This window comes from Niastella yeongjuensis, assembly GCF_900110245.1.
Classification (GTDB): Bacteria; Bacteroidota; Bacteroidia; order Chitinophagales; family Chitinophagaceae; genus Niastella; species Niastella yeongjuensis.
In genome coordinates this window covers 313,317-334,544 of sequence record NZ_FOCZ01000008.1, presented here as the reverse complement: position 1 = coordinate 334,544, position 21,228 = coordinate 313,317, and the positions used below count along the sequence as shown (strand labels likewise).

Sequence of the window (21,228 nt, the reverse complement as noted above, 5' to 3'; positions counted from 1 at the left end):
ACGAACTAAATAACTTACAAACTAAGAAGCAACTTTAACTGCCTGTCTGGCCAACAACTTCCATCGTCCTTTTTGTTTTTGCCAGATCAGTAAAATATTCAGTTTTACACTGCCCGGGTTACCTCCATCATTGGTAGTGGCCGATAAAGTATGACGTACAATAGCGGCATCGCCAGAGATGGATATTGTCTGATTGGTAAGATCGATGGTTACAAAATCTGATTTACCCGTAACAATATTATCAACAAAGGTTGCCTTGTCTTCTATCTTGCCACTGCTGTGTCCGTAACTTAACAGATCGGCGGTAATATTCTGCAAGCCTGCTTTATCACCATCGATCATGGCCTTTTTCAAATGCTCCACTGCTGCGGTCACGGCAGTTTCTTCTTTATTTTGCGCCATGGCAACATTCATTACGGTGGTTAATACAATAAGGTAAACGAGTCGTTTGATCATATACTAGTATTTGAAGGTTATTTTAAAGGTGCAATAGTTACCGGACCTAACAATCCTGAGGTTTCCGGTTCCCATTTTGCAGGCGTAAACAATCCATTGGTACCGCGGTTCTCTGCCAGTCGTGCCGGGAAGTTGACGTTGTAGAACTTCTTCCAGGGCGCCCCTTCTTTCTCCATATCAATGATACGATTGGTCATGCCGTTGGTAACCCTCACCAGCAATTCATTGTTGGTGGCTTTCACCAACCCTGCCGGAACGATTACTTTATAAACGGGTCCCAGTAAGGTTCCCAGTGTTTTTCCATTGAGTATCACTTCAGCACTCCAGGCCACTTTGCCCAGGTCCAGTTCATAAGCTGACGCAGCCCCTGCAGGTTTGGCAAATTCTATGCTGTATTGGGCTGTTCCTGAAAATACTTTTCCTAAAGGCTCAGGGATCTCTGTCCAAGAACCCAATTTAGGAACTGAAATAGGTTTTGGTAAATCAGGGCCGCCCATCATGAAAAACAAACGCCAGTTCCCTTTTATCTCGGTGCTTTTACCAGCGAGGGTATAATATGAATATGGCTTACCGGTTTGGGCTTTATTGGCTGTTTGCAACACACAGCTTCCACCGGGTTCCAGCTGCACATATACTTCCAGTTTGTTATTCTTCACTCTAGTTTTTGCTACACCGCTTTGTCCCGTCATAGGATCGAACTGAATGGCGCTGGCAGCTTTTCTACCCAGGGGCACCCATTCATTAACGATGTTTTCTGTAGCGTTGCTTATGAAATAATAGTTACCGCCGGGAATGCTTCTGCGAATGCATTGTAATCCTGCTCCATACATGGGCTCAGGAAATACGTTGGCCGCCTGCAATAAGGCGGTGATATCGTTCCCTTTTATAAAGGAGCCTTTGCCGGTTGTGGCTTTCTGTAAAGCACCCTCGCCTGCAAATTTCAATGCAGCGGTTATATTGGTAAACTGTTGTTGTCTTTCTGCCAGTTGGCCATAACCGGGTACACCGCTGGGGAAATTGTTGTATACAAGAATGGTAGCACCGGCTTTTGCCAAATCAGCCAGCTTTTGCAGCGTGGGCAACGGCAGGTATTTCGTATTAGCCAGCACAATGGTACGGTAAGCGCCTCCGGGTGTTTGTAACCCACTGCCGCTTGCTGTTACCTTTTGTAACTGGTTGTCTGAAATAAGATCAAATGCATAGCCTTTTGCCAGCATGTCTTCCGCGACCTTGTTAAAATCGGTATTTTCAAAACCCTTCATGCCATCATAATGATGCAACAGGTCGCGGCCAGGTTCAGAATTATGATCACTGAAAGGGAAGTATAATAAAATGTCGTTATCGGGTTTACCGCTTTGCAGGAACGACTGGCAACGGGTTACATAAGTATTTAATGTGCCAAAGTCTTTCCAGAACGGATGAATGGGTTGAAAATGTACGGCTGCATAAAACAACCAGCCCGGCCAGGTGTCGTTGATCGGCGAATAACAAATGCCATGGTACACAATATGATTTACACCACCGAGAAAGTATTTGTCAACCACAGTTTTTACGTCTCCCAGCGTTGATTTGAAATGCTCATTCAACCAGGTTGCAGCTTCTGCCGATGCCAGGGGTTTGTTCAGAATATGGGCAGCAGATACAGCGAATTTGAACCGCAGCAATTCACTGCCTTCGGTTTCCGGAATATCAACCACACTATAACAATCTAAAATATTGGCAGGCGAACCGTGCGACTGGTTACGCACTATTTTTCCTTTTTCCTGCGCCCACCGGTGCCAGGGCATGGTGAATTTTTCCAGCAACAGATCGGCGATGGTTTGCCGATAATCGTATAACACGCGCAGACTGGTTTCGTCGCGCTCTTTTTTTAATAATTGTGGTAGGAACAGTTTAAGATCGTAGCCGCGGCGGTGATTGAATTCATCAAAAAAGCCGGGCGTGTAATTGCTTTGTCCGTGCGCATCATCCACTTCATAGCTATCATTAAAGAAACCACGTAACTGGCTCAGGTCGGCGCCTACAAAGGCAGTGTCGAAACGGCTCAGGTATTTGTTCAATGCCTGTTCAGAAAAATGATCGATCGCATTGCCTTCGGCGCCGGGGGCGGCCCGCTCTACCATTTTACCATGCCAGCCCATAAACAGGGCATATACCGTCCAGGTACCAGCGGGCGCTTTCCAGTTTAAGTTACCTTTTGCATCTACCTGTGCTGTGAGATCGATGGCCTTTCCATCATCACTGTATGCCATTACTACCTGCAGGGGCAGGTTCTTTTTATATTTTAACTGGTCAATAGCCAGTGCCTGCAAATTTTTGTTTGCATACACCGGCTCTTCCAGTTTTTTAACGTTTGTAACATGCTGGCTTTCCTTCAGCATGGCCAGGATGTTAGGACCCGTTGTTCCTGCCGGGGGATATAATTCTTTTTTATCGGCGATGGTATTACCAATAGCATTGAGGTAGGGTTGTTGCTCAAATTCTATCGATTCCCTGATACCATGGCCTTCTTTTACCGTCCAGGTTTTGTATTCAAAATCCTTACACGCTTCTGCATCGCCAATGAGCGGACCGCCGCCAAACGGCCAGCCGCTACCGGTTGCGATATCAATCTGCATATTCAATCGTTTGGCTTCCTGCAGCGTATAAGAGAAAACCTGCATCCATTGAGGCGATAAATAATCGATAAACTCAGATTCATAACCGGCCACGCCATAAATGGGCGTTATTTCCAGGCCGCCCAAACCCACTTGCGCATACTGGGTCATATTGGCACTCAGGCTTCTTGTATTTACCGCACTGCCCGGCCACCACCAGCGGGCCCAGGGTTTGGTCACCGCGTTAACAGCCGGCCATTTTATCTGGGCCTTCCCAATTATTAAAACAAAGGACAAAGTAAGGATGCAGATCAATCTTTTTATCATCTGGTTTTATTGAATATGTATTATATTAAGAAAAAGGCGCAAGCATTAAGTAATAAACCCTACCCTATTGCGGCTTGCGCATTGAATGAGACTTAAAACCAATTGACAAAATAGTTAATTATATTTTAACTGCATAGACTTCTGACTGACCTTCGAAATTTGCCCTGAAAATAATCCACTTCCCATCGGGTGAGAAATGTACATTGGGTTCCAGTTTGTAGTTGTGGTGCTTCATGTTCACCAGTTTGGTGGCTTTAAAATGATCACCTTCGGGGGTAAACAAATAGATATACATGCCATCGGGTGCTTTGGCTACCTGGCCGGGGTCGCCGCCATCACCGGCAAACAATTTCTGATCTGGTGAAGTGGTGAAGTGAACGCTCCATTCGTTGCGGTCCAGTTTATACTTTTTCTCTTCCAGTGTTTTTACGTTCACCCCACCAACATAGAAATTAGTACCCCGTGGCAATTGCTGATCGAACCAAATGGTTTTACCATCGGATGAGAACCACTCATGACCGGCGATCTCATTTTCCATGGTACGCTTGTGCATGAGTTGTACTTTGCCTTTATTGGCATCGCGCACATCGATGGTCCAAATGCGATCAACCTTATGCCAGGGACCTTCATGACAAAACATCAGTAAGTTGGGGTCTGTTGAGGAAAACTGCACATGATTCAGCCAGGCGCTGTCTGTAAAGATTGGTTTCAGTTGTTTGCTATTGATGTCAATAACAAACAGGGTACGGGGCAAACGGGCCTCGTATATTTTATTGAAGTAATCGTGTTTCTCAGGATTCAGTCTGTAGATCTCTCTTTCGGCATCGGAACTGCGATAACCGCCTAATAAGGTTTCATTCGCATTTACTGTAGCAACGGTTGCTTTAAAATCTGCCGGGAAAACATAGATCAGTTTTGTTTGCTTGCTGTCTACATTAGTTACAAACACACTGTCTTTCATCTGGTAATAAACATTATGCCCTTTGGTGGCCAGGATCTCACCATTCATAGGGGATGCCTGATGGGTAACCTGTTCCAGTTTACGGGTGTTCAGATCAACGGTATACATTTGACGGCCATTCGTACTATCGGTACTGTAAAAAACCATTTTATTACCAACGAACGGGTTGTTGTGAAAATAAAAGCTGGCATTGTTACCAGGTTTGTTGGTAAGCCGTACTACAGTGTGGTGGGTGGTAGCATCGATCCAGGTTTCAGGCATTGGCTTTTGGGAGCCGGTTTCCATTACGGGTTGTGCGGAGGCAGAAAAACAAAGTGCTGAAAAAAATGCAAATGATATCACTTTCATATAGTAGCAATTTAAAGTCCGAAAGACGTAAGGAAGTTTTACTTCGTTGCATACATCTTTCGGACTTAATAAGTTTTAATGTCTATTAATAGTAACCCTGATTCTGATCGTATAACCCAGGTTTGGCAAGTATGTCAGCTTGCGGTATTGGATATACGGAGTACTCAGGTATTACTTGTTGAATAGTACTAGTAAGCGCATCGCTTGCGCGCCATGCATTCATTGTTGTAACAAACATGTTTTCACGTACCAGGTCATTCCAGCGAATGGCCTCACCCAAAAACTCACGGCGTCTTTCTTCCATCAGATAAGGCAGGTCTACTTTGGCAGGAGCAGCGGGCACCCCGGCTCTGGTGCGTACCCAGCTCACCACGGTGTCGGCATAATCCGCCGGACCCGGCGCTCCATGTAAAATACATTCTGCTTTCATCATCAATACATCTGTATAGCGCAGTACAATAAAGTTGACTGGCCAGTCGGCGCGGTCTTTACCCTTAAGAGCTACATTTAAGTATTTTTTAATGAAGGGGCGCGTAGTATCAAGGGGGGCATTGGCGGCTGTAGTAGTAACAAAAGCTTTTTTTATTGAGAACGTATCTCTTATATCAATCACACCGGCGCCCGCACTGTTCCTAAAGGATTGTGTCATATTCGCACTCACATTATAGTTGGCGCTGCCATAACCATTGCCATACGAAGTGCCCAGGCCCGGGCCACCCCAATAAGAATCCGGAACCAGCTGGCTGGGGAAATCAGCGCCATTGATGGAAGTCGCATACTGAACATCGAACACTACCTCTTTATTGTTTTCGTTCGTGTAAGAAAAGATCTCGGGATAGGTACGAGCAAAAGTAAATTTCCCGCTGCTGATTACCTGGTCGAAATAGGATTGCGCTTTGGTCCATTCATTACTGTTAAGACCGGGACCACTAGGAAGAACAGGGCCGGATCTTGTCATATATACCAACCCAAGCATTCCTTTTGCCGCCAGTGAAGTGGCGCGTCCCACATCAGCGGAAGGCCAGCTTACAGGCAGGTTAGCCTCAGCATATTCAAAATCGGCAATAAGAAATTTGTATACACTGTCCAACGAAAATCTTGGAATTTTCCCAAACTCATCCGTCAATAAAGGCTTGTCTACAATCGGCAGCCTTCCATAATATTTCACCAGGTCAAAATAATAAAAGGCACGCATGAAGCGGCATTCAGCAGTGTACCTGGTGATCTGTGCCGGCGATAAATAATCGGGGCCTTTTGTTGCAATAGCATCCAGGGCAACATTCGCATTGGAAATACCATTGAAATTGTTTTGCCAGGCATTTACAATAAACCCGGTTGTGGTAAGGTTGGGTGAAAAATTCTTAATGCCCTGAAAATCGCGGTTACCATCTGTAGTCACATTCAGGTTGTCTGAACGCATCTCCTCCATCCACATCCAGTTCGTAGGAACTGTTTTCAATTTGGAATAAGCACCATTTGTTGCCAGCAGAAAATCATTCGCATTCTGAAACAGGGAGGTGACTGAAATATCTGAAACAGGTTCCTGATCAAGCTGCTTGCTGCAGGAAGTGATTCCTGCCATTGAAGCTAAAAATATGAGGTATGTTATTCGTTTCATTGTAATAGCCAATTTAAAGATGAACACTTAGAAGCTTACGTTTACACCAACTGTAATGGTTTTGTTTAAAGGCATAGCGCCATAGTCGCCGGGCAATGGAAAACTACCACCACCTACATTGGTATTTGACGCTTCGGGGTTTACACCGCCTTTGTATTTACTCCACATAAACCCGTTCTGCACAGAAGCATATACCCGTGCATTGCTGATGGCATTGGCCTTGATATACTTTTTCAAATTGTAACCCAGGGTAATATTCTGGATCCGGAAGAAGTTGGAAGAATACAGCCAGTCAGTGGTAAACAGAGGGATCGTATAATTGTAACCGATGCTACCACGTGGAGCATTATAATTCTGGTTCTCAGCTGTCCAGCGGTCTCTCCAAACACCTAAGTTGGTAGCACGGCCGTTAGCGGGGTTATCGATTGCGCGACCCAGGAATGAATAAATGGTACCACCGTTTTGTCCGTACATCTGTATGCTCAGGTCCAGGTTTTTATACTTGAAATTATTGGTCATACCATAAGTAAACTTGGGCGAAGGCTGACCAGCTGCTACCCTGTCCTGTGCATCGATGATCCCATCGGGATGCGCATCCACATATTTTTCATCACCAACAACCTGTCCTTTCAGTTTGGCCACTTTGGGATTGTTGATGTCGTCCTGTGTAAGAATACCATCGGTTTGCACCAGGTAATAGCTATACATGGGTTTACCAATGCTTAACAGGAAAGGCGGATTACCACCCAGTCCATTGGTGGTGATATTGATATCGGCACCATCGTCACCCAATGCAGTAACCTGGTTTTTGTTATAAGCTATATTGAAATTGGTTGTCCATTGAAAATCACGTTTGGAAATGTTGGTCGTATTCAGGGCCAGCTCCACACCTCTGTTCTCAACCGATCCCAGGTTCTTCAGTGAATTAGAGAAACCGGAAGGAGCAACTACTGGTATACTCAGCAGAAGGTCGGTGTTCTTTTTAACATAAGCATCAACCACCACATTGATACGGTTATTGAACAGGGTGGCATCAAAACCTACATCATAGGTATTGGCCTTTTCCCATCTTACATCAGGATTGGGAATTGATTTTGGGATCACCCCATTGGCCGCCACTGGGGTGTTGCCACCAAAATTATAGATTGCGAGCGTGTATAATTGCTGGCTGCTGTAATCGCCAATAGAGTTGTTACCAGCCTGACCCCAGCTCGCCCTTAATTTCAGGTCATTCACGAAATTAAGGTTACGCATGAATTTTTCTTCTGAAACCCGCCAGCCCAATGACAGCGAAGGGAAGGTACCCCATCTGTAGTTCTCACCAAAGCGGGAAGACGCATCCCGGCGAAGGCTTGCCTGCAACAGGTATTTATCAGTAAAGGCATATTGTACCCTGCCAAACATCGAAACCAATGTATTATTGCTTTCAGTGGTGTTACCGGTTACTGTACCATTGCTGGCCACCGTTGCGTAATTGAGTGTAGTAATATCCCCGAGGGCAAAACCATTACCACCAATTGTTCCCAACGTGTAATTCTCCGTATGAACATAGTTATAGGCGAAACCACCTACTACATTAATGGTATGGTCATCGGCGATCGTTTTATTATACGTTACCGTGTTCTCATTTACAAAATTCTGCTTTCTGAATCCGGCATAAGTACCTGATGCCCTTTTACCAGGACTGTTAAGAAAGTCAGAGATGTTACCACCAGCAAAATCCGAGAGATACCGTTTGTTACTATTGTTTGTTTCGTCGTAATTGAGTGTAGATTTCGCAGTTAACCCGTTCATGATCTGGTATTCACCATACATGGAATATAGGAGACGGGTGTTCTTAAACAGGTTAGACGAAGTCTGTAAAGCCGCTACCGGACTGGGGGTGGAGCTTGCCCATCCATACACCGCATTCTTCCCGGCGCCGGAGTATATCCCTGCCGTATCTTCCACTATGGGCGACATGTTGAATAATTTCATCAACTGGTTGTCTTTACCCTCAGCTTGTGGCGAATTGGTTTCGGAATAAGAAGGCGCCAGGTTAAGGCCCAGCTTGAATTTTTTACTCACATTTACTTCCATATTCGCCCGGGCCGAATAGTTCTTATAGCCGGAGTTTATTAAAACACCCTGCTGGTTCAGGTAATTTCCTGAGAAGAAATAGCGCACATTATCAGTACCGCCGCTTGCACTCACTTCATAATTTTGAAAATTAGCGGTCCTGAATGCCTCATCCTGCCAGTCAACAAACTGCAAACCCGGGTGACCAGGCTGTGTCCATCTGTCATCTGTCATATAAGTGTTGTTGATGACACCAGGCGCTAACTTAAGTATAGCAGCACGCTGTGCATTGGTTTGCGAAGCCGTTCTGCTGCCATCCTTTACTGAAGTCACCCATTTATAGTTGGCCAGTTCAGTAGCCTGGGCAATCCATTCTTCCGGACTTAACACATCCAGTTTGTTAGCCACCTTGCTGGCGCCAGCATAAGCGTTCACTGTTACTCTGGCTTTTCCTAATTGTCCTCTTTTGGTTGTGATGATCACTACACCATTTGCCGCCCGTGAACCATAAATGGCGCCGGCTGCTGCATCTTTTAACACCTGGATGCTTTCAATATCATTGGGATTGATATTATTGAGTGGATTTCCCACAAAGCCGCCGTTTGATTGCTGGGCCGTCATATCTAGCGGAAATCCGTCAATAACATACAAGGGCTCGGTACCGGCCCCTATAGAACCTGCACCCCGCACCTGAACGCTAAAACCCTGGCCAGGCATACCGGTTTGTTGTTTGATCTGCACACCAGGCATTTGGCCTATCAGGGCCTGATCAACCCGCGCAATGGGTTTTTCTTCTATGCCTTTTGCGCTAAACGTAGATACGGCTCCGGTGATATCTCTTTTCCGGGCAGTACCGTAACCTACAACCACCACATCTTCGAGCGTACTTTTTTCGCTAATCAGGCTTACGGCCAGGGTGGACTGACCATTTAAAGGAGCTTCATTTTTGGCAAAGCCTACAGAAGTAATAATAAGTGTCTCTTTGCCAGTTGTTACGGTAATAGAAAAGGAACCATCTTCTTTGGCAAGGGTTTTATTATCTGTACCCTTTACCTGTATAGTTGCGCCGGGGACTGCATTACCTTTTTCGTCGGTAATTTTACCCTTTACAACGATACCATTTTGTGATCTTGCTTGAAAAACTGTGAAGAGAAGTAATAGAGGTATTAACCAAATACCTTTGGGTTGAAGTTGCTGAACTCTCATAATGGCACTATTTAGTAAGTTAACAATCGCCTGATTAGAATAAAATTAGGGGCTGCTGTTGCAACAGTCGTCCTGTTCCATCCTGTCTTGTATTGTTAATCGTCAGATTTACAATTCCGGCAACGATTGCATAGATCATAGTGAGTTTACGGGATGAAACAGGATAGTTTACGCAAAATGAAGGGGTAACTTACTAATAACAATTGCCATTAACCAACCAAACGAACTAACTTGCCATGCCGCACCTATCCTTTGCAGCTATCACTATGCCCGTGGTAGTTAAACTTTATTATTTTCTTTCTCCTCCTTTATTAAGTTATCATACACTGTAAGCTGTAAGCAAATACAGGTCGCGCACTCCATCCCCTAACCGGCAAAGAACCGCATTAAAGAACCTAAGAACCCAATAACCCAAAAACCTAATAACCTAAGAACCTAAGAACTATAAACCTTGTCATCAATTAAACCTGTTATATGAAAAAAACGATCATTGCCATTGCACGAGCCCATTCGTGTAAATTGTCCCTGCTTTTAATGCTGATATCCAATTATTCAATCCATGCCCAAACACTGGCATTTCCAGGCGCCGAGGGATTTGGCCGGTTTGCAACCGGCGCCCGCGGTGCCGGCACCAGGCAGGTATACCTGGTCACCAACCTCAACGATGCCGGGGCTGGTTCTTTTCGCGATGCAGTAAGCACACCGGGCCGGATAGTAGTCTTTCGTGTAGGCGGCATTGTTAACCTGGCCTCCGATGTAGTAGTGGCCGCCAATACCACCATTGCCGGACAAACAGCGCCGGGTGATGGCATTGTGTTCTTTGGCAAACGGGTAACTTTTACCAACAGCGTCAACACCATTTGCCGGTACCTGCGTATTCGCCTTGGCGCAACCAATAACTCCGGTAAAGACGCCTCGGGCATTGCGAATGGTGCCAATATGATCTTTGATCATTGCTCCTTTACCTGGGGAATGGATGAGGTGTTCTCCATCAACTGGGATAACAAAAACACCTCACCCGACAACATCACCATTCAAAATTCTATAATCGGCCAGGCGCTGCATCGGGAGAACCATTCCTGCGGTGGTTTGATACAAACACCCGATGGCGGCAAGGTCAGCCTCATCAGGGACCTGTACATCAGCAACAAAACCCGCAATCCCAAAGTAAAGGGCAAGAATGAATTCGTAAACAATGTGGTGTACAACTGGGGCAATGGCAACCGCCTGGGCGATCAAATGAATTATGGCTGGGAAGGCGACGCCTATATTATGGGTGGTTCATCCGGGGTATCGGAAGTAAACATTATCAACAACTATTTTGTGGGTGCACCCAATACTCCACCCACCGTTTCCACTCCCTTCTCAAGGGGAACCGGCACGTTTAATTTATACGGTGCCGGCAACTACTTCGACAATAACAAGAACGGCACGCTCGATGGCAGCCTGGTGCCTTATAACGCTACCGGCTACCCGGGCCTTGATGCGGCTAACTTTAAAACAACACCCTACGCTTATCCAGCCGCCAGTCCTTCCATGACTGCGGCCCAGGCTTATTCCTGGATCGTGAGCAATGTTGGCCCTACGGTACCCAAACGCGACCAGGTTGATTCCCTCATTGTTGCAGAAGTAAACTCGCGAGGCACCCAGGGCCGGTACATTTATCGCGAAACCGATATGCCTTTGATCAATGGTGGTTTGGGAAGAGTGCTAAACGGTACTGCCCCACTCGATTCCGATTCAGATGGCATGCCCGACAGCTGGGAAACTTCGCATGGGGTGAACAAAAACAATGCAGCCGATGCCATCACCAGCAGCAGCACCAACCCGGTTTATCTGAATATTGAAGTTTATATCAATTCTTTGGTATCCTCCACTCCGTTACTGGTACAGCACGAAGGGAAAACACCGGCGCCCCAGCGACCAATAGCAGCAAAGTAAGGCCAGAAAGTATAAAATTACCCCAAAAGGCGGTCTGCTGTGTTTGTAAACATTGAGGCCGCCTTTTTGTTATTACCTTTGGTAACAGACAATTTCAATTCTTAGTAAAAAAATATCTATATGTCAATACAAAATGCCATACTCGCTGGTGGATGTTTCTGGGGTGTTGAAGAACTCATTCGGGCCCTGCCGGGAGTAAAAGAAACAAGGGTTGGGTATAGCGGCGGCGATGTTCCCAATGCCACCTACCGTAACCATGGCACACATGCAGAAGCCATTAAGGTAACCTTCGACGACAGCATATTGTCTTACCGCCAACTGCTGGAATTTTTCTTCCAGATCCACGACCCTACCACGCTCAATCGCCAGGGAAATGATATTGGCACCTCTTATCGTTCGGCTATCTTTTATCACAATGAGGAACAAGAGCAAACCGCTGCCGAACTCATCAGGGAATTAACCGACGCCCATATCTATTCCAAACCCATCGTAACTACCATTACACCGGAATCGGATTTCTGGGATGCAGAGGAAGAACACCAGGATTACCTGCAAAAGAATCCCTACGGTTATACGTGCCATTTTATCCGTCCGGAATGGAAACTGGAAACGGAAAAGAAATAGCAATGTGGAGTGAGACGCATATGATCAAATACTTCATTTGCGTATTTTAACAATATGAAGTAAGAAGTCAGAAGTAGGAAATACGAAGCTCGCGAATTTTCTACCTCTTACTTCTTACCTCTTACTTCCTACCCCCTACCCCTACTTCCCCTCCAACTTTACCCGTAACACACTGAATGAATAAGGTGCTGTAGCCAGGGTTATTTTTTTATTCTTTATTCCAATCGTTGATTCAACAGGCGCTACATTGGCTGGACTATCAAAAGAATTAACCGCGGTAAGTTCAGACTGCATCGATAACAGTTTACCTTTGGCAGCGATCTTTTTTACACCATCCAGTTGCAGGGTGTTGTTTTGTGCTTTGTCAGAGGCGTTCACTACTTTAATGATCAGTTCATTGGCCGCAGCATCTATACAGGCCGACGCATATAAACTGTCCTGCCCGGTCACTGCCTCGTTGTTTAACGTAATGGGAACTACCTGGGAACCCTTGTTAAGGGAGAATAATTTTTGTACCTGGTAATCGGGTGTGCCATACGCCTGCAGGTTGTTCACCCAAATAAGATCGGGCGCCCATTGCCAGCCATCTACATTCGCAAACAGCGGTGCATAGGAAGCCATGCCTACTACATCGGCATTGCGTTCCAGTCCGGTCATAAACGCCGCTTCAGACAACGCTGCCAGCCAGGTATTGCGGTTGTTGCCCACCGTTTTATCAACATGCGAGGCGTATTCACCACCAAAAACCTTTGAACCGGTACGGGGATAATTATCATAGCGGCGGGCATTTTGCAGAAACCATTCGGGTTTTCGATAATAATGTTCGTCTATAAAATCAGCATTCAGTTTACGCAGCTCGCCATTCAGGTAATCGAACCGTTCCCCATTGGGATCAGTGCCGGAGCTGCAGATCAATTTTATATTGGGATATTTTGCTTTAATGGCTGTCTGGAATGCCTTTAAGCGTTCAATATATTGTGGTCCCCAGTTCTCATTGCCTATACCCATCATCTTCAGGTTAAAGGGCGCAGGATGCCCCATATCGGCCCGTACCTTACCCCATTGGGTCCTTACATCGCCATTCGCAAATTCAACCAGGTCCAGTGCATCCTGGATAAACGGATCGAGGTCTTTCATGGGCACCAGTTCTGCCGAATTGAACTGACAGGCCATGCCGCAATTCAGAATAGGCAATGGTTCCGCGCCAATGTCTTCTGCTAACTGAAAGTATTCAAAGAAACCCAGTCCAAATGTTTGAAAATAATCAGGTGCATTGCGATAGGGGAATTCAATATTCCACCGGTTGATCATCAATTGTCTTTCTTCAATGGGACCAACCGTATTCTTCCAGCGATACCGGTTAGAAAGGTCGAACCCTTCTACTATACAACCACCGGGAAAACGGATAAAACCGGGTTTCATCCCGGCCAGCAATTGCACCATATCGGCACGCATCCCACCGGGCCGGTTCTTCCAGGTATCACCGGGAAACAAAGAGATCATATCCAGGTCTACCGTACCATTGCCTTCGAACCAGATGTTCAGCCTGCCTTTCAACACAGTCTCATTGGCATGAAAACTTACGGTTGCTTTATGCCAGCTGTCGCCTGCTTCGGTTAACGACAAAACCGTATCGCCTACCACTCTTTTTGTAGTGTCGGTTAATTCAATATGCAGTTTCGTGTGTGCCTCCCGTTGGCGGTATAGGATTGAAAAGTCATACCGCAGCCCTTTCTTAATACCCATACCGCGGAACCCTTCATTGGTGAGACCAAGATCGCCTTTGGTGGCATTGTTCATGGTAACCCGCAGAAAACGGGGATTGCGGGTATTTTCCGAGCCCTGGTTGATCACCAGCAGTTCGCCTTCCACCATCTTTTTTCGGTTTACCGTCCAGCCCATCATAGGTTTGAAGAACTCAAACGAGCGGTTCTTTACCATCTCCGCATAAATCCCTCCATCGGCCCCAAAATTGATATCTTCAAAAAAGATCCCCCACATGGTTGGGTCAATAGTAGCTTTTGGTTGCGCAACATTCACCACCAGGCTATGCGTTTGTTGAGAGAAAGTTGTATTGAGTACTCCTATTACCAGCCAAACAAGCGTTATCGTTTTTTTCATTATGCTGAATTCTAAGTTATTATGTTTTTAAGTTATTGAGTTCTTTAATTCCTTGTCAAATCAACGCTTCTTTCCCCAGGTAGCAATTCCAGCATTGCTCAACCCACTATATACCAAAGTACTACTTTTCTTATTCTCCCAATCACGTTCGTGGGAAACATATACTTTATCAGTATATGCCCCGTTGTTCCATTTTAGTTCCAGCCAGGGTGCGGCGTATGACCAGGTATTGGCGGCACTGCCATTGATGGTCCCATCGGCATGCAGGGTAATGGTAGTGGCTATCTGCAGGTCGGCATTTACCTGTTCAGCGGCATAGCCCGGCACTACTTTATACCCCAATACAATTTGTTCCCATTCACCGGTAAGCTCAGTTTGCGCAATAGCTGTTTGTGGCACGTTGGCATATCGTTCGGGCGATACCACCGGCCAGCCATCGGGTGTCCAGTATATTTTACGTATGTGCAGGTCCATAAAGAATTTATCGATGGAAGGCCGGCCCTGGTGCGCCATAAAGTACTGGCCATCTTTTTCAAAAACTGCACAATGCGATACGCCCTGCCAGCCGCCATGTCCCTGAAACTGGTAGGGCGCCAGGATCATCGGGTAATCATCTGCTTCGTTGTTGATATCATTTCCATTAAAATCAAGAAAGGGCCCTTGTGGTGTGGCGGACCTGGCTACCCGTACATTGTATTTTGTTTCCAGCCAGTCGTACGCAATAAACAGGTAATATTTGTTTTGCGAGGCGTTGTAAATGATCTCCGGCCCTTCGATATTTCCATTTACGATCCCATTGGTAAACCCGCGTTGGGCAATGCGTTTTCCTTTATCACCGGTGGTAGCGGGTAAACCGGTGGCGGCGTCCAGTTGCAGCACATAAATACCGTCAAAGGCCGATCCATAATACAGCCAATGTTCGCCTTGTGGGGTAACCACTACCGTTGGATCGATGGCGTTGGTTTGGGTTACGGCAAAGTCGTTGCGTGAGCTAACTACCACTCCCTGTTCGGTCCAGGGACCCTCCGGTGTCGCAGCAGTGGCCAAACCAATCACACTCAGTCGTAAGAGGGCGGAGGACAGTGAATAATACAACCGGTACTGGTTATTTACTTGCAGCACATAGGGCGCCCATAACGATTGAAAGGGCGTTCCGCCAGCCTGTGTAATGTATGCAGCGCCTTTTGCCGGCAACGCATTAAAGGCCCAGCTAACAAACTGCCATTGCACCAGGTCTTTCGATCTTCTTATCTGAATGCCCGGTTTTACGGTAGTGCCATACGCCGCATCGGTACTGAAACAATAGTAGTACTCCCCGCTTTTTACAATGGATGGATCGTGTACATTGTATGGTCCCCAATGGGTATAGTAAGTAAAAGGGGCTATAGCGGCATATGTATCGTTAATGGAATTTACATCAAAGGTGGAATCAGCCGGTGGCACCGTATCCAGCGGGGCTATGCCTGCTTTTTTCCCGCAACCAGCCAGGAGGCAGCTGATCGTCACAAAAAGAAACTGTAGGAAAGATAACGTCATTAGTACAGTTATAGTTGGTTATTTGAATTAATGGGGTTCCAGGTTCGCAGCTTTCGAAATCGAAGCAAACGCCCCGGCAACAGGTAACTGGTAACCGGTACCTGGTAACCGGTAACTGGTAACCGGCAACCTGTAACTTGCAACCTGTAACTAACTAATATCCCGTATTCTGTTTTAAATTTTTATTCACATCGATTTCAGCCTGAGGAATAGAGAAGAATTCCCGGCCAGGCACAAAACTATTGAACTCGGGATCGTGTACTTTGAGTTCGGCCAGCCTGGTGGCATTCTGTAACCAGCCCCAGCGGCGCAGGTCATCAAAGCGGTGACCTTCCAGGGCAAATTCCAAAGCGCGTTCATGCGCAATACGATCGCGCATTTGTTCCTGTGTCAAAGCTGCAAACTCAGTTTCCCGATCGGGCAGGTTGGCCCGGTTACGCACGCGTTGTATATATTTGGCGCATTCAGCACGATGGTCCAATTCATTCTCGCATTCGGCATACATAAGCAGTACATCGGCATACCGCATCAATCGCTCGTTGACGCCCGAGCGCCAGTCTTTTTCATCAGGCACCTTCCCATCGCCATTGCCATATTTCTTTACACCCAGTTTACCCGGCTCTGCCGCATATACGGTTTGAAATGATTGTCCATACAGTTTACAACCGGGATAATTGTAATAAATAGTGGCCTGCAGGCGGGGATCATCCCCACCCGTTTTTGTTTTTTCTTTTTTAAATTCATCAACGATCCATTGCGTGGGCGCCGCATCGTTCCAGCCAAAAGGCGCAGGACCAAATGTAATAGCGCGGGCAGTTGTCTTACTCCAGTCTGCCCCGGGCGAACTTACCCACCCCAGAGTTATGCCTCCTGCCTCGCGACTGAACTGCACCTCAAAAATAGACTCCCTGTTGTTTTCAAATGCTTCGGTGAAATTATCGCCATAGTTGTCCATCAGCTCGTAACCACCCATACCCATCACTTCTTTAAATTTGGCCGATGCCAGTTCATATTTCTTATTGAATAAATAGCTTTTGCCCAGGAAAGCAAGTGCAGCGCCCCGGGTTGCCCGGCCCAGGTCGGCACCCGCATAAGAAACAGGCAACAGTTTGGATGCTTCATCAAAATCCTGGTATACCTGGTCCCACAGAACTGCCGGTGCTACCTGTGCCGGATAGTATTCTTCCTGCTGTTCATAGAACTTTGTTATCAGGGGAATATTATTGAAAAAGGTCACCAGGTAATAATAATGAAGTCCCCGTAAAAACAGCGCTTCCCCCTTTAACCGTTTGTACAGGTTCTGATCTTTAAAGGGCACTTTATCGATATTAGCCAATACAAAGTTGGCGCGGGTAACACCACCATAAAAGGCAATCCACAACCATTGTTGCATAATGGTATTGTTAAACAGCTTGAACGAACCCGTGTTCGACAATACATCCCAGGGACTGGGGCTCATCATATCATCACCCCGTAAATCGAGTGCACATTGCGCAAAACGCATAAAGGTACCATCGTAATACAATGCCTGGTAAACGGCATTCACCGACATCAGCGCATCATTCTCGGTTTTCCAGAATGTAGTGACCCGTTGTTGATTAGGATTGTCAAGCTGCAGGTAATCTTTACCACATGCCATACCGGAAATAGTTATAATGGCAGTGAGTAATATATGTTTACTTTTCATTGTTCATAGTTTTTAGTTCTTAGTTCCAGGTTATTGGGTTATTGAGTTATTGGGTTCTATGTTCTTGCGCTCTGTGTTCCTGGAGGCCGCGATGATGTTTTCTGCCTTCTGCCCTCTGCCTTCTGCCCTTCTGCCTTCTGCCCTCTGCCTTCTGCCCTCTGCCCTCTGCCTTCTGCCCTCTGCCCTCTGCCCTTCTGCCCTTCCCTCACAGCCCCACCTGCAACCCAAAAAGAAACGACCTGGGATTCGGCAATCCGCCTGCTTCATTGGCAGTGAATGGGCGGTTGGGGTATGAACCGTTATCGATAGCCCGGTCGAACAGGCCATTGTTATTGGCAAAGTCAGGATCGAAACCCGTGTATTTGGTAAAGGTTACCAGGTTCTGCGCTGTGATATAAATTCTCAGGTTCGACAAATGCGCTTTCTGCAGCATATGTTGCGGCAATGTATAACCGGCCTGCAGGGTGGTGATGCGAAAGAAGCTGCCGTTCTCCAGCCAGCGCGAAGAGTTACGTCCGTTTTTATTTGGGTCGAACATCACTACGCGGGGAACATTGGTATTGGTATGGGTGGGTGTCCAGCGGTCGAGCAACCGGGTGCCGTAATTATCCCAGCCAGCCCCGCCTTCAATACCGGCACGGATGCTGTTGAAGATCCTGTGCCGCTAACACCCTGCCCCACTATCGACAGATCGAATTGTTTGTACGACGCCGCTGCATTAAAGCCGTAGTACAATTTAGGAATGGCGCTGCCGAGGTACGTTCTGTCATCGTCATCAATTTTTCCATCAGGCGAGCCTGTTAGTTTACCATTGGCATCGCGGCCATTGATGTCTTTAAACCGGTAATCGCCCGGGCGCGTCAATTCTTCCTGGTATCGTTTAATAGGCGATTTGGCATTCAGGGCATCTATTTCCGGCTGCGATTGAAAAATGCCATCTATCACCCAGCCGTACAACTCTCCTACTTCACGTCCCACTTCTGTTTTAGTGAGGTTACCATACCCATAAATAGGATTGTTGCCATAACCCAGTGACAGCACTTTGTTTTTAAGGGTCGAAATATTGGCATTGATGTTATAATTAAAACTTCCTTTTTTATCGGCATACCCCAGTTGAAACTCGAAGCCCGAGTTTTGCGTAGAAGCGCCATTTATATAAGGAGATTCACCGGGATACACACCGGTAGAACCGGGGATCGCCACCTGCAACAGAATGTCTTTACCGGTATTGCGAAAATACTCGGCCGAGAAGGTGAGTTTTTTAAACAGCTCCACATCAAGACCAATATTGCGACTGATCATACTCTCCCATTTTATATTAGGCGCCGGAAAAAGAGTTTGGGTAGCACCCAGCGCCAGCTGATTGCCAAACACCGCATGCGCATAAGAGTTAATAAAGGCCTGGTATTGATAATCCCTTATTTCCTGGTTACCCAGCTCACCATAAGAAGCGCGCAACTTCAACTGGTTGACAAACGAAGGCAACGCTGTTTGCAGAAAATGCTCGTTGTGCAATTTCCAGGCTACTGCCAGTGATGGAAAATTACCCCAACGATACCTGGGTGCAAACCGGGATGACCCGTCCCGGCGAATGGTGGCCGTTAATAAATACTTATCATCATAGATATAGTTTACGCGGCCAAAGTAAGACGAGAGGCGGCTTCTGAATTCATCGCCGGTTGCTGTTATGCCGGAGGTACCATTGCTCAGCACCGGGAAATAAGGCTGGTTAAACCCTTCGGCATGCGCAAAGCTGCGCGACAGATTGCTTTCCAGCACTGACTGCCCCGCCAGTACATTCAGGGAATGCAGGCCAAATACTTTATCAAACGTAAGGGTGTTTTCGATGGTGCCCGTATTTCCTGAACCACGCCAATCGTTCAGTTTGGCTATATTGTTTACATAAAACCAACCCAGATCGTGAATGGGTTCAAAATAGAAATCACGCCAGTCCGTCCTTTCATAACTCAGGCTCAATTTATATTTCAGCCATTTGGCAAATTCATATTCACCATAGGCATTTCCAATAAACCGGAAGCGTTCCGTTTTACTGTCCAGCACATTGTTAAAACCAATAGGATTGGCCGTATACGAACCATGAATGGTTTGACTGGAGCTGCTGTACCCGTCGCGGGTAGCAGTATCATGAACCGGCAAACTGGGAATGGCATTTACAATGTATCCCAGAATATTACCGGTATGCAGAAAGGTCATAAAACGCTGATCGATCTTTGCATAGTTGAACGATTCGCCAAACTTGAAGCGGCCTTCCTTAAAATCGGTATTGATGCGGAATGAATAGCGTTTATAAGCAGGGCCCTTACCGGCTACCGTTCCGGCATGATCGAAGTAGTTGATGGAGACATAATATTTAGCGGCATCGGAACCGCCTGAAATACCCACGGTATGCTCCTGGATATTACCGGTTTTGAAGGCTTCCTTTTGCCAGTCGGTATTTATGTTCTTTACAAATAATGGTGAGCCGGGATCATTGGCCGGCTTTATCACCTGTGCCGGTTCCGCATTGATACTGGCCTCATTCACCAGCTCCTGGTATTGTTGCGTATTGGTGACATCGAACCGTTTTACAATATTCTGTACCCCATAATAACCATTGTAATCCAGTTTGAACTTGCCGCTCTTGCCGCGTTTAGTGGTGATGATGATCACCCCATTGGCCGCGCGCGATCCGTATATGGCAGCAGCTGATCCATCCTTTAGCACCTGGATCGATTCTACATCAGCGATCACCAGGTCGTTCACCGGCGCCTGTACACCATCGATAATAAACAGCGGGCTGTTGTTGGAAAAGTTTCCGATGCCGCGTATTCGGATGGCCGGCGCAGCACCGGGTTGTCCGCCACTGGTGACACTTACCCCAGCCACCTGCCCCTGTATGGCTTTCAGCACATCATTGGTGGCAATCTTGTTCAACATTTTTGGATCTACCGTACTAATGGAACCAGTGAGGTCTTTTTTCTTTTGTGTTCCATACCCGATGACCACCACTTCTTCCTGTTCTGTTATATTCTTTTTCAGCACTACATCGATGGCATTTTTGCCGCTGATGGCCACTTCTGTCGTTTGCATATCTACCGAAGAAAATATGAGCGTGGTGGCGCCATCAGGCGCCTCCAACCGGTAAAACCCTTTTTCGTTGGTAACGGTGCCAATGGAGTTTGAACCTTTTACCATCACCGATACGCCGGCCAGCGGTGCCCCTGCTTCGTTGGTGACGGTACCACTGACAGGTATGCTCATCGGGGTATTGACATCCTTTGATATTACGATCACTTCATTATCGATGAGGTTGAACCGCAATCCGCTTGCTGAAAGCGCCGATCTTAATACAGTTGATACGGGCGTTTCTTTTACCGCAATGGTCACCAGGAAATTGCGCGGTAAAATATCGTTGCTGTAAGCAAATCGATATTCGGTTACTTTTTCTATGCTTTTAAACAATTGAGGAATGGATGCATTTTTCAACGACAGGGTTACTTTCTCTTCCTGTGAAAGTCCCCTGGCTGAAACATGCAGACAACCAATGATCAATAAAGCAGTCGTTAGTTTCATAATCCTTACAGCTTTGGCTAATGCCACGTAAAGCAAGGTATCCGCTGTTGGCGGATGAAATTTTTTCATACCTTTAGAAAGTTTAAAGATGAATAATGGAAACAGGCAAACCATTCGCGTTAACCTGTTTCGGCTTTAAGCAGGGGAATGTTGCCGCATTCCCCTATTTTGGCCT

General features: G+C 46.5%; 12 protein-coding genes. 2 read left to right on the top strand and 10 right to left on the bottom strand.

Annotated features, from left to right (window positions below; translation table 11 throughout):
• Positions 1-21: 21 nt before the first annotated feature.
• The 5 genes from BMX95_RS22560 to BMX95_RS22540 form a co-directional block, all read right to left on the bottom strand.
• The gene (locus BMX95_RS22560) at positions 22-456 is read right to left on the bottom strand and encodes a nuclear transport factor 2 family protein (protein WP_081197702.1); all 435 of its coding nucleotides are present in this window, start codon (positions 454-456) and stop codon (positions 22-24) included.
• Between the two features lie 17 nt (positions 457-473).
• Positions 474-3,380: a glycosyl hydrolase gene (locus BMX95_RS22555; protein WP_081197703.1), complete on the bottom strand. Its 2,907-nt coding sequence runs from the start codon at positions 3,378-3,380 to the stop codon at positions 474-476.
• 118 nt (positions 3,381-3,498) lie between these two features.
• Positions 3,499-4,689, bottom strand: coding sequence for an oligogalacturonate lyase family protein (locus BMX95_RS22550; protein ID WP_081197704.1), 1,191 nt, complete (start codon positions 4,687-4,689; stop codon positions 3,499-3,501).
• An 85-nt stretch (positions 4,690-4,774) separates the two neighbouring features.
• Positions 4,775-6,307, bottom strand: a complete 1,533-nt coding sequence (locus BMX95_RS22545) for a RagB/SusD family nutrient uptake outer membrane protein (protein ID WP_081197705.1) — start codon at positions 6,305-6,307, stop codon at positions 4,775-4,777.
• A gap of 27 nt (positions 6,308-6,334) precedes the next feature.
• Complete coding sequence (locus BMX95_RS22540; protein WP_081197706.1) at positions 6,335-9,571, bottom strand: SusC/RagA family TonB-linked outer membrane protein; 3,237 nt, start codon at positions 9,569-9,571, stop codon at positions 6,335-6,337.
• Between the two features lie 474 nt (positions 9,572-10,045).
• Between BMX95_RS22540 and BMX95_RS22535 the strand changes: the two genes are divergently transcribed.
• Both BMX95_RS22535 and msrA read left to right on the top strand, forming a co-directional pair.
• A complete protein-coding gene (locus BMX95_RS22535; RefSeq protein WP_081197707.1) occupies positions 10,046-11,512 on the top strand; it encodes a pectate lyase family protein in 1,467 nt (488 codons plus the stop codon).
• Between the two features lie 120 nt (positions 11,513-11,632).
• Positions 11,633-12,136, top strand: a complete 504-nt coding sequence (gene msrA, locus BMX95_RS22530; RefSeq protein ID WP_081197708.1) for a peptide-methionine (S)-S-oxide reductase MsrA — start codon at positions 11,633-11,635, stop codon at positions 12,134-12,136.
• 141 nt (positions 12,137-12,277) lie between these two features.
• On the opposite strand, the gene BMX95_RS22525 is transcribed toward msrA, so the two are convergent.
• The 5 genes from BMX95_RS22525 to BMX95_RS22505 all read right to left on the bottom strand — a co-directional run bounded on the left by BMX95_RS22525 (position 12,278) and on the right by BMX95_RS22505 (position 21,122).
• Positions 12,278-14,257, bottom strand: coding sequence for an alpha-L-arabinofuranosidase C-terminal domain-containing protein (locus tag BMX95_RS22525; protein ID WP_081197709.1), 1,980 nt, complete (start codon positions 14,255-14,257; stop codon positions 12,278-12,280).
• A gap of 60 nt (positions 14,258-14,317) precedes the next feature.
• The gene (locus tag BMX95_RS22520; protein WP_081197710.1) at positions 14,318-15,793 is read right to left on the bottom strand and encodes an arabinan endo-1,5-alpha-L-arabinosidase; all 1,476 of its coding nucleotides are present in this window, start codon (positions 15,791-15,793) and stop codon (positions 14,318-14,320) included.
• A gap of 154 nt (positions 15,794-15,947) precedes the next feature.
• A complete protein-coding gene (locus BMX95_RS22515) occupies positions 15,948-17,480 on the bottom strand; it encodes a RagB/SusD family nutrient uptake outer membrane protein (protein WP_081197711.1) in 1,533 nt (510 codons plus the stop codon).
• 205 nt (positions 17,481-17,685) lie between these two features.
• Positions 17,686-18,072, bottom strand: coding sequence for a hypothetical protein (locus tag BMX95_RS22510; RefSeq protein WP_133053848.1), 387 nt, complete (start codon positions 18,070-18,072; stop codon positions 17,686-17,688).
• Positions 18,021-21,122, bottom strand: a complete 3,102-nt coding sequence (locus tag BMX95_RS22505) for a SusC/RagA family TonB-linked outer membrane protein (protein WP_165758815.1) — start codon at positions 21,120-21,122, stop codon at positions 18,021-18,023. The genes BMX95_RS22510 and BMX95_RS22505 overlap by 52 nt, the downstream gene beginning before the upstream one ends.
• Positions 21,123-21,228 lie beyond the last annotated feature (106 nt).